Genomic DNA, 12,153 nt, shown 5'->3' with positions numbered 1-12,153 from the left:
GTACTTATTTTGTTGAGTTAAAATAGTTATATTAATTTTAAAAAATATATAATTTTAAAAATAGTAAAACTTTTTAGAGGAGTTATTTAATGTCTTATAAATATAAAAGGGTTTTAATAAAACTTTCAGGAGAAGGATTAGCAAATAAAGAAAAACATTTAGCTATTGACTATGAGCTAGTTGAAAAATTTGCTAAACAACTTAAAGTTATTATTGCCAATAATGTCGAGGTTGCAATTGTTGTTGGCGGCGGTAATTTTTGAAGAGGAACAAGCGCTGCGAAAAATGGTATTCAAAGAGTTAGAGCTGATTACATTGGTATGCTAGCAACGACTATGAATGCACTTGCCTTACAATCGGGTTTCGAACATAACGGATTACAAACTAGAGTATTATCTTCATTAACACTAGATCCCAAGGTTTGCGAGGTTTATATAAATGAAAAGGCTAAAAAATACCTAAAAAGTGGCGAGGTAGTAATTTTTGCTGGCGGAACTGGTAGACCTTTTTTTACAACAGACACCGCTTCAACATTATATGCTTCCGAAATAGAAGCTGATGCAATATTAATGGGTAAAAACAATATTGATGGCGTGTATGATAGTGACCCTAAATTCAATAAAAATGCAATTAAATTCAATACATTAACTTATGATGAATTACTTGAAAAAGACCTTAAGGTTATTGATCAAACCGCTGCATCAATGGCAAAAGAAAATAATATTGATATAATAGTTTTTGATATCAATGAAAATGAAGCATTATTAAGAGCTATTGAAAATAAGATACCAAATACAATCATTGCTAATAAAAAATAGAGGAATTATGGAGTTAAGTTTTTATATAGAAGATTTAAAAAAGAATATTAAAAAAACAATCGACAATTTTGAAGTGCAATCATTAAAAGTTGCTGTCGGAAAAGCAAACCCCGCTTTGATTAATAAAATTAAAATTAATTACTATGAATCGTGAATGAATTTAGATGAATTAGCTTCAATAAGTTCAAATGGACCATTAGAATTATTAGTTAAACCTTATGATATGGCAATTCTAAAAATAGTTGAAAAAACTCTTATAGACCAAAAACTAAATATTACTATTATTAATATGGGACATCAATTAAGATTAATTTATCCGCAAATGACAACAGAAAAACGTATGGAAATGACTAAGTTATTAAATCAAATCGCTGAACAAGCAAAGGTGGGGATAAGACAAATCCGCCAGGATATTAATAAACACATCAAAGCAGATAAAGAACTGTCAGAAGATCTACAAAAGAATTATTTGGACCAAATCCAAAAAGAGATAGACAAATCAATTGAAAACATAAATTCACTAACTAAAATAAAAGAAAAAGATTTAATGACAATTTAATAAAATCAAAATAGTTCATCGGAATTACTGAGAATAAAAAAATAAGTAAATTTATAAGAAGTATACTTGTGCAAAAAGGCAAAACTATAATAAAAGATTAATGCATCTCATTAAAACTAAAAAAGTTTTGTGTAAATCTATTAGACCTTTCTTAAGAAATTTTATTAGGAAGGGTCTTTTAATTATAAAAAATAAAGAAAGAATAATTAAACCTAAATTATTAATAAATTCACAAACGGTTTTTAACAAACTGTCTCTTTTAATAAAAAACCGTTGTGCAAATTCTAAAGGTAGTGTAAAAAAGTGTGTAAGTTAATCTCTAGCTTACTTTTTAGTAAGTGATTTGAGATTAGCAATTACACAAATGTAAATTTATTATACAAAAACAGGGCCTCAGTTAGGAACAACTTTATTTCATTTTTCTAACTGATTTTGGATTGCAAAATAAACTATCTTTTTTAAATAGTCATCAGTAGGAAATGAAGTTTTGTTTCTTGATATTTTTCTAATATTTCTATTTAAATTTTCGATGATAATTGTTATATAAATTAGCTTTCTAATTTCGGATAGAAAATTAAAGAAAGCAATTAGTTCATCGATGTTTTTTGTCAACTTTTAAGCACATAGTGATACTTATAATCTCATTTTTCTTTGAAAATATCTAGGAATCTAGATACTTCATCTTAGGGACTATAGATATTTTTGTTTTGTTTACAATTAATGTTTTATATAGTGTATTTTCTATTAATATTACTTTAATTTATTTGCTTTATCGCTAAACATAATATAAATATAAGCTTCAATAATTTGATTTGTACGTTCATCAATAGATTTTTTTCGATTTTTAAAATCCTCAAGACATTTAATAGGTTCTCCAACTATTGGGCTAAAAGATATTTTAGTAAAATTGCCTTCTTTATCAGGTAGCAAGGACATTATTGGTGTGTTTAATGCAAAATTTGTTTTTGATACCATATTATATTTACTTGGATCTTTAACCATTTCATTACTTAATCTTGAGTTATCCGGCTTAAACATTAAATCACCATTACCAATCTTGTAAACTAGTGTCATATAGTCTGTATTAAAATCAATATTCATATTTTTTAAATCTTTGCGATCTTCTGGTGAAGGTTTTTGCGGCAATATGTGTTCATAACTTAAATTTAAATAGCTTAAATCATTTTGACGTTCATCTTCACTTCTAAACTTTTCATATCAAAATGGCTGTTCGCGCATATTTTTGAAACCACTAAATACACGTGCAATAATTAATTTATACAGTTTATTTGACACTGGTTTAAATGATGAATTCTCATCAGTTATTTCATAATTAAATTTATTATTAAGATGTTCGCGCAATAATTTAATATTTTTATCGTCTTCATCATTTAACGATAGCATCTTAATAAGTTCTTTATAAATTAGATTAACAAATTCAACATCTACGGGTTTATTATCTTTGAATAACAATTTATTTGTTTTATTAATTATTGATGTACCTAGAGATTGTCCTTTAAAATCAAGTTCCCATAATGTGTCAAACTTTTCGATTTTGTATAGTACTTTAGACAAAATAATAAGATTTTCTTCATTTAAATCAACATTTGGAAAAAAGTTTAATTTGCTTAGGATTGATATGATTAAAGGAACATAAATAGATTTAGAACCACCCGATGTTATATTATTGATTTGCAAATTAATAAAATTAATATATTTAATTTTTTTAATAAAGTCATCAACAAAATTTTTAAACTCTACACATTCATGTTTAAACACGGTTAAATTAGATTTTATAATATTTTCTATTTTTTCAACGCACCCAGTAAATGCATATTCGTAATATACAAACTCTTTTCATAATTCATAAATTATGTTTCGCGCATTTGAATTATGAGAGGTGAAAATTTTAAATTTTTCAAATGTTCTAGTTGTAATATCGTAGTAGTTTGAATTTATTTCTTCTATTTTATCTGCTTCACCTTCCTTAACAAGTCAAGCATCAATAAATGTCACTATTTTTTTAATGTCTTCATCATTATCTAATTTATTTGATTTTCTAAAATAAATATTAACTGTCTTATTAAACTCATTAATATTTACGCGGTTTGTTGTGTGCTGAAAAATTAAATTTCTTAATAAGTCTAAAACTCCAAGACGCTTGCTATATTGATTTATATTTTGAAATATTTTAGTTAGGTCTCCTCTATTGTACTCTTGTATAGAAACAATATTAATTTTTACATTATCCAAAAAGTATTTACATATTGATTTGATGTTATCCTTTGTTATTTCTTTATCGAAATTGCGCACTATTTTATTGTAATTTTCATAAAATCTTGTTGAACGGTCGACTTCTTTAACGTTAAAAAATAGATTGTATAGTTGAGTGTAGTGTTCAGGACATTGAGACTTAAAATCTTCTAGCATTTTCTTAATAATTTCAATGTTGTTATGCCCGTTATCAGACAATAAAACTTTCTTAGCTTCTTCCTGATTGAGAGACATAGCTTTTCTCAATAACATTAAATAAATTAGTAATAGCGAAACTATTCTTTGTTGTCCATCAATAATATTGTATTTATAATTAATACTCATTAAAATTATAGTATTCAAAAATGTTGTCTGATCATGTCCTTGACGTGCGTTTTTGGAATCAATTAAAATATTTTGAAAAAGTCCATTAATGATATATTCATCTCATGAGTATGATCTTTGAAATATAGGTATTTGGTATCTTAATGCTATTTGCGATTGAATAATGTCTTTAAAAGACAATATTTCCGAAAGTTCCTTAATGGTTGTTGTTGCATCGTCCAGTTTATCTAAAAATGGATTACTATATTCACTGTTAAGGTTTGGTATCTTAAAATCAACTAAATCATTTATCTCTTGAAGCTCCCACATAATATTTGCAACATTTGTAATATTTGCTATTTTATCAATGATGTTTCTAAACATTTCTAATACTTGATTGCTTTCTTGTGAACCGTCTTCACCCACAATATTAGATACGAACTTATCAAAATCAGCCCCTTTAGGTTCAATGTCTCAACATTTAATAAAATAGCGGCTTAAATAATTTTTATCAACTCTTAGCAAAACGTTAAACCAATATTTAGTTACTTGTAAATCCTCATTTTTTTTGTAATCTGCATCACTATCGGACTGATAGTTCTCAAAAGATTCTAAAGGTTTAATTATATATTCTTCTAAAAGTGAACCAAGATTTTCTCTTATGAATTGATATATTAATCAAGAATTATCTTTACTAGTTTTGCTATTTAAAAATGTAATAAATTGATCGCTCACGTAATAATCATCACTCTTTTTGGAAACTATTCTTGTACTATAAAGAACATCAATAATTTGTCTATATACTGAATGAGCGTATAAATTATCTTTAGATCTATAGAATAAAATGCCTTGTCTTTCCTTACCTAAAAAAGCTTGGTATTTTTTGTTGTTTCTATTAAAAATATATATTTTTTTATTTGTATCATTGATATTTGGAATTCAATTACCAACAGAATTATCAATATATGTTGTAATACTTGTGTCAATTTTTCAATTTATATATCCATTATTACTAAAAAATTTTTTTCACTCTTTCTTACTTATTTTACTCATTTAAATCTCCATTTATTTTTTCTATTTCTTCAACAGCGTTAAACACTGACGTAATTGCTTCAACAACAATAGAGTTTCCTGCTTGTTTAAGTAATGACTCTTTTGTTAATATTCCTTCATCATAAAAAAGTTTTATTTTGTCATAATCTTCTTTTCCAAAGCCCATTAACATAAATGCTTCACGTGGACTTATAAACCTATATTGAAGTTTTGCTTTATTATTGTTTTTGCACTTAATAATTCCAGTGCATGGTATCCTATCTTGTTTAGTAGTCAATGTATTAATGATGTAGTTTTTAGAATCATTAATTATTTTTTGTGTATTAACCATTCTTAGTCGAGAAGGTGTGTTATTAATCAACATATCGATATTTTCTTTTGTGTTGCTTCTAAAATCAAAGATATTCTTAAAACGTTCTTTTCGTTGTTCGAGACTTAATTTTTTTGCTTGATTTATTTTGTTAATAAAATCACGAAACTCAAAATCATTACTAAATGAAGTATATATGTTTTTTAACACACTTAATGCAAACACACGTTCTCTTTTTTGTATCGAACCTGCATCTAAACTATTAATTACTGTTGTGAATGTTTTATAACCCAATTCATCAAGAAACGCAACTCATTTTTGATACTCAGGCATAAATTTTTGAGACAATAAATTCTTAACATTTTCCATTATTAAGTACTTTGGTTTATGATAGGAATTGGACAAAATTCGATAGATTTGCCAAACAAGTGATGAAGTAGATTCATCATTGTTGATTCCTTTTGCTCTACCCATATTTGCAACCGAAAGTCCTTGACAAGGAAAGGAATAAGTAACTAAATCAATATTGTGTTTTTTTAATATATTTGGATCTAACTTACGAATATCTACTTGATTATTACTTAATAGTATTGATGCAACAAGATATTTTTTGAATTTAAGGCTTTTAGATTTAATCTTTGCAGGTGTTTTTGAGTTAAGAGATAAACAAAACTGCTTCAAAAATTCGTTCACTTGTAACTCAGTGGTTAAATTATTATTTGCCAATATTTTTAGATAATTATCATGTAAATTATGATGCATTGTGGCATATGATATGTTGGCACGCGCATCTCAATCAGCGGTGGCCGCTATCTTAAACACATCCTTATTTCTTAATTTGTTTATGTTTGTAATTGCTTTATTTTGTGCTCCTATACCTGAAAAAGTTTCCAAAACGTTTATTGTTTTACTCATCAAAAATACAAAAAAAATTCTTAAATTTCTTTAAGAATGTCAAGGCTTGCTATTAATAATAGGAGAATACTTTAAAAATGGAAACTTCTTAACTATAATATATATATATATATATATTATCTACACAAAATAATTTATTGATAGTTTTTTGTCGCATAGAAAAATTATATCATATAAAAATTCAAATAATCATCCGGTGTAGCGATATATTTTTTAAAGAAGGGGGTTTAATAATTAACATATAATTATTGAAATTTTTATTGATAAGCTACATTGGAATAAAATTATGATATTTACAAAATAATTTATAAAAAATTATCTTTCTTAAAAAGTATAATCCAAATTCTTAAAGTATTTAAAGATAAAGTCTATTTAAATTTTGCTATAGATTTTTTGTATTTCATCTCTCGGACTAAAAAGGTGTGTTTTAATTTTGTAATTAAATATATTTGTAACTTTAGTATCCTCTATTACAAAATCTGCTATAAAAAAATATAAATATAAAACTTTTTTTACATCATTAATAAACTGTTAGTGTCTATAATTATTAAATATGAAAAATATTAAGCTAAGAATAAAGTCAGCAATGATTTTAGCATTAATTTTATTGCCTTTTTTATTTATAACATATTTTGGAAAAATACCAGGAAAAGTTATTGGCTTCTCCTTCTTTGCTATCATTTCTGCATGAGCAACTTATGAGGTTCTTTCTCATAACATTTTAAAAAGATGGGAAAATATTCTTATAGCTATTTTAACAGTATTAGTTTGGGCTTTTCCGTTGGATTGGTTCTCAGCGCAACCAGAACATAGTAATTTTATAGGTCTTGCAAAAACAACTGGTTCAAATATATTGATAGTAACAAAACAAATAAAAAAATCAATTTTTTTTGGATATGATAGTCTATCTAAATTTAGAGCATTACAGCTATTGCTAATAATTCTCTTTATAACTTGCATATTCCTAGTAAATCTTTTCATTACTAAAACCATAAAAAGAGACTTTATTTTTTCTTATTTTATTGCTATTTTTTCAACATGATTTATTCCACTTGCTTTTAAAAGCTTGTTTATATATAACGCTGCAAATTTATATTTTGTCTTCGCCATTATTATAATACCAGTTATCACTGATACGATGGCCTATGTCGGGGGTTCTTTATTTGGAAAAAAATTAATTAAGCGAGGGATGGCTCCTAAAATAAGTCCAAAGAAGTCATGAGAGGGCGCTTTTGTAGGTTTTATATTTGGATCGATTTTTGTATTTATAACAATGTATTTAGGCCATATAACACAAAACAAAACATTTTCTATTTTTACTAATTGAAAACAATTAATAGCTGGCATATTCCTTTTACCATTTATATCTATTCTAGGCGATCTTGTTTTTTCGCTAATCAAAAGATTATATAGAATAAAGGATTTTTCAAATTTAATACCAGGGCATGGTGGTTTTATGGATCGTTTTGATTCAACTTCATTTGTTGTAATCATGACTTCAATAATATTATTTATTAATTAGATTTGGAGGTAATTCATATGATGGATGAATATTTTAAACAACTATGTAAAGAGGTAAAATTTGAGCCATCTAATGAATTTGATGGTGCTAAACTTTTATTAGTACATCCCGCTATTAAAGAGGGATTTGAAAACTGAGTTTTTGATGTACAATTTGATCAACATATTAACATCAATGAATATAAGAAATTTCATAAAGCTGTCGAGTCTCGATTTCCAAAATGCCGCATTAATTTAATTATTCAAAATGTTATTTTAGATAAAAAAAACATTGCTGACTATCTAAAATATGTTATTGATAAAAGTTTTCCTTCATTGAATGACATTTCTGGTTTTATAAATTCGGCTCATATAGAAGTGACTGACAATGAAATAAATTTTCTTATTCCATTAAAAACTGCATATGAAAAATTCAAACAAAATAATAACCTAATTGTTCAAGGACTAGAAAAAATAGGATTTGAATTTCTTAAACCTATTTATAAATTAGCTGATAATTCAAATAATAGCAAGAAAAAAACCATAAACAATTTAATAAACTCCTACTCAATTCAACAAAAAGAGGAATTAAGTTTTTCGCAAAAAAATCCAGATAAAAATATAGCAAATAGTAACGGTCAAAAATATTACACAAAACCTAAGGCTAAATTAGTTGAAATGGATATTGCTACCGCCTTAACAACATTTGAAGAACTAAGAGTTATTGTAAAGGGGGAAATTTATTTTTTAGAATGGAAATCGTTAAAAAATAACAAACGCCTTTTAACATTAAAAATTTCAGATTATAACGAAGCTATTTCTGTCAATTTTATTCAAAACGAATCAGAAGAAAAACCTTCTATCAATGAAGGTGATACTATTTATGTAACGGGTATGCTAACTGATGACAAATTTACACAAGCTAAGGTTATAATGGCATACGGTGCGCAAGCGTTTACCAAAACAGAGCCAATAACTTCATTAGCCGAAGATAATGAGGTTGAAAAAAGAATAGATTTAGCCACAAGAACACACATGAGTGTTCAAGACGGAATTTCTTCCCCAAATGAATATATAAAAGCTGCCATAAAATATGGCCATGAATTTATCGCAATTACGGATTTAGATAATGTGCAAAGTTTCCCATCTTTCTATAATGCCTTAAAAAAAGAAAAAAGAATTAAACCTATATACGGAGCAACACTATCTACAATTTCAAAGAAAAATTTAATTTTTAAAGGATATGAAAAATTTAAGGATTTTGATTTAAAAGAAGCTGAGTACGTTGTTTTTGACCTCGAAACTACAGGGCTATCATGCCGCTTTGACGATATTATTGAGTTTGGAGCTACAATAATTAAAAATGGCATAATAGTAGAAAAAATTCAGTTTTTTATCAAAACAAAAAAGACACTAAGCCAAAAAATCAAAGAACTAACCAAAATAAATGAACAACTTTTAGAAGGGGGGCTATCCCCTGAAGAGGGAATTAAAAAAATCCATTCTATTTTAAACGGGCGCATTGGTGTAGCGCACAATGCTGCGTTTGATATAAATATGTGTATGGAAAAATTTAGACAATTAGGTCTTGATACAAGCAATCTAATTTGTGTTGACTCTTTGTGGGTTTCATATTTTTTAGATAAAAGTGAAGCAAGGCATAAAATGAATTATGTATGTAAGAGACATAATGTTATTTATACATTTAGCGACGCTCATAGGGCTGATTATGATGCTCATGCTTTGGCTCAAGTCTGATTAAAAATGATCACAAGATTAGCCATTGAAAAAAACATCTTTAGTGCATCCGAGCTGTTAAATGTTGATGCTACACAATGATCAAACAGAATAATGTCTTCCGAAATAAGAGTATTAGCAAAAAACCAAAGAGGCCTTAAAGAGTTATTCAATATTCTATCTTCATCACTAACAAAAAATTATAATGACGGTCCAAAGTTTTACATTGAGGATAAAATAAAATACAATAATATTTTGTTTGGTTCAGGGACACATCGCTCAAAATTATGGGACAAAATAATCCTGGGTACAAATGAATCAATAGAAAAAGAAATCGTTAACTTTGATTATATTGAATTGCCACCGATTTCATCTTTTGTGTATTTAGTAGAGGGTGAGGAACTTATCTCATGAGAAAATCTTAAATTCGCATATCATGACTTAATCGAAAAATGCAAAAAGCTTAACAAAATGTGTGTTGCAACATCTGATTCAAGATATGTTTATGATTTTCAAAAAACTATTCATGCCATTTACATTAACGCTCCTTCGCTTGGTGGTGGGGTGCATTGATTAAAAAGAAAAACACAACCAAAGTTGCAATATCTAACAACTAGACAAATGTTAGATGAATTCGCTTTTTTAGGTGATGAAAAATTAATTAAAGATATTGTTATTTATAATCCCAAAAAAATTGCTAATCAAATTGAGAACATACAAGTTATTAAAGATAAATTGTATGTTCCGACCTTTGATGATTCACCAACTAAATTGCGTAATTTAGTATATGAAAATCTTTATAAAAAATATGGAAAAAGTCCTGATCCAATAATCATTGAAAGAATAGAAAAAGAGTTAAACCCTATTATTAAGTATGGTTACTCAGTAATTTATTGAATTAGCCATAAATTAGTTAAACGTTCAAATGAAGATGGTTATCAAGTGGGTAGTCGTGGCTCAGTAGGTTCCTCGATAGTAGCTAACCTATCAGAAATATCAGAAGTAAATCCACTTGAACCACATTATTTATGTTTGGAATGCAAATATTTTGAATGAAATAATGATCCCAATATATATTCAGGGTGGGATCTCCCTAATAAGAATTGTCCAAATTGCAATAAAAAACTCTCAAAAGATGGGCATAATATACCTTTCGAAACCTTTTTAGGTTTTGAAGCTAACAAAGTTCCGGACATTGATTTAAATTTCAGTGGTGATTATCAACCAAAAATTCACAATTTAGTTAAGGAATTATTTGGTGAAAATCATTCATTCAGGGCCGGAACTATATCTAAAATTGCCTTAAAAACCGCATATGGTTTTTGCCGAAAATATATGGAAGAAGTGCGATTAAGTGAAACGCCGTGATCAAGAACTTTTCTTGATTTCTTAGCAAATAAATCGGCCGGGGTTAAAAGAACAACAGGGCAACACCCGGGAGGAATTATTATTATTCCCAAGGAATTTGATGTTGAGGACTTTACACCTGTTAATTATCCCGCAAATGATGTTAATAGTTCATGAAAAACTACACACCTTAATTTTGAATCCATTCATGATAATGTTTTAAAACTTGATTTACTAGGTCACGATGATCCAACAACAATAAAAATGCTTGAAGATTTAACAAAAACAAATGCCAAAGACATACCAAAATCTGATCCAGAAGTTATGAAGTTATTCTATACAACTGAATCGCTAAAAATCGATCCAAAAATGATTGATGGTGAAACTACAGGTGCTTATGGTTTGCCAGAGTTTGGAACGGGTTTTGTTAGAAACATGTTAAGAGAAGCGCAACCACGCACATTTAATGATTTAATCTTATTAAGTGGTCTAAGTCACGGAACTAATGTGTGGGCCGGAAATGCTGAAGAGTTAGTCAAAAAAGGGTTTAAATTAAAAGATTGTGTATGTTGTCGTGATGATATTATGCAAGAATTAATAAGAAAAAATATCGAACCATTAAAAGCCTTTGAAATAATGGAAAAAGTCCGTAAGGGTAAGGGCTTATCCGCAGAGCAAGAGGAACTATTAATAAAAAATAATGTTCCAGACTGATACATTAATTCACTAAAAAAAATTGAATATATGTTTCCTAAGGCTCATGCAACGGCTTATGTTATTATGGCCTGAAGAATTGCTTGGTATAAACTTTATTATCCTCTACAATTTTACGCTTCATATTTTTCAATAAGACCAGATGCAATTGATATTGAAACAATGTCAAAAGGGTATACTAGCGTTGATATAAAACTAATGAATTTAAAAAAGAGAAAGAACGATATAAGTAATGCGCTTTCAACAAAAGAGTCAGCATTAATTACCACATTTGAAATAACAAAGGAAATGTATGCTCGAGGGTTTAAAATTCAAAACGTTTCTTTATCAATATCTCATTCCAAAGATTGAATTGTTGATGAAAAAACCAAATCCTTAATACCGCCATTTATTGTTGTTGATGGACTAGGTGATACCGTTGCAGAACAAATAGTTAATGCTCGAAATCAGCAAGAATTTTTATCTATCGAAGATCTTTGCCAGAGAGGAAAAGTAAATTCTAAGATTTGTTCCGAACTAAAAAAACTAGGTATATTAGATAATTTAAATGATACAAATCAAGTTGAATTATTTTAACAAAATAACCTTAATTATAATTAAAAAACGTCTTGTATGTATTCAAC

At 27.5% G+C, this 12,153-nt stretch carries 7 protein-coding genes; 4 read left to right on the top strand and 3 right to left on the bottom strand.

Annotated features, from left to right (window positions below):
• Positions 1–89 precede the first annotated feature (89 nt).
• Positions 90–818 carry a UMP kinase gene (gene pyrH, locus ACSH4Z_RS03015; RefSeq protein ID WP_438340512.1) on the top strand — a complete coding sequence of 243 codons (729 nt, stop codon included), beginning with the start codon at positions 90–92 and terminating at the stop codon, positions 816–818.
• Between the two features lie 7 nt (positions 819–825).
• Positions 826–1,377 carry a ribosome-recycling factor gene (locus ACSH4Z_RS03010; protein WP_438340511.1) on the top strand — a complete coding sequence of 184 codons (552 nt, stop codon included), beginning with the start codon at positions 826–828 and terminating at the stop codon, positions 1,375–1,377.
• Between the two features lie 375 nt (positions 1,378–1,752).
• Here the strand turns inward: ACSH4Z_RS03010 and ACSH4Z_RS03005 are convergent, their stop codons facing one another.
• The 3 genes from ACSH4Z_RS03005 to dcm all read right to left on the bottom strand — a co-directional run bounded on the left by ACSH4Z_RS03005 (position 1,753) and on the right by dcm (position 6,232).
• Positions 1,753–1,989, bottom strand: coding sequence for a transposase (locus ACSH4Z_RS03005; protein ID WP_438340510.1), 237 nt, complete (start codon positions 1,987–1,989; stop codon positions 1,753–1,755).
• A 138-nt stretch (positions 1,990–2,127) separates the two neighbouring features.
• Positions 2,128–5,007 carry a DUF262 domain-containing protein gene (locus ACSH4Z_RS03000; RefSeq protein ID WP_438340509.1) on the bottom strand — a complete coding sequence of 960 codons (2,880 nt, stop codon included), beginning with the start codon at positions 5,005–5,007 and terminating at the stop codon, positions 2,128–2,130.
• Positions 5,000–6,232, bottom strand: a complete 1,233-nt coding sequence (gene dcm, locus ACSH4Z_RS02995; RefSeq protein ID WP_438340508.1) for a DNA (cytosine-5-)-methyltransferase — start codon at positions 6,230–6,232, stop codon at positions 5,000–5,002. The genes ACSH4Z_RS03000 and dcm overlap by 8 nt, the downstream gene beginning before the upstream one ends.
• A 553-nt stretch (positions 6,233–6,785) precedes the next feature.
• Here dcm and ACSH4Z_RS02990 point away from each other — a divergent pair.
• Both ACSH4Z_RS02990 and ACSH4Z_RS02985 read left to right on the top strand, forming a co-directional pair.
• On the top strand, positions 6,786–7,754 hold the full coding sequence (locus ACSH4Z_RS02990; RefSeq protein WP_438340507.1) for a phosphatidate cytidylyltransferase: 969 nt from the start codon (positions 6,786–6,788) through the stop codon (positions 7,752–7,754).
• A gap of 17 nt (positions 7,755–7,771) precedes the next feature.
• Complete coding sequence (locus ACSH4Z_RS02985; protein WP_438340506.1) at positions 7,772–12,106, top strand: PolC-type DNA polymerase III; 4,335 nt, start codon at positions 7,772–7,774, stop codon at positions 12,104–12,106.
• Positions 12,107–12,153: the final 47 nt, after the last annotated feature.

The sequence above is a fragment of the Mycoplasma sp. 125 genome (assembly GCF_051549845.1).
Lineage (GTDB): Bacteria > Bacillota_I > Bacilli_A > Mycoplasmatales > Metamycoplasmataceae > Metamycoplasma.
This window is presented reverse-complemented; position numbering and strand designations above follow the sequence as displayed.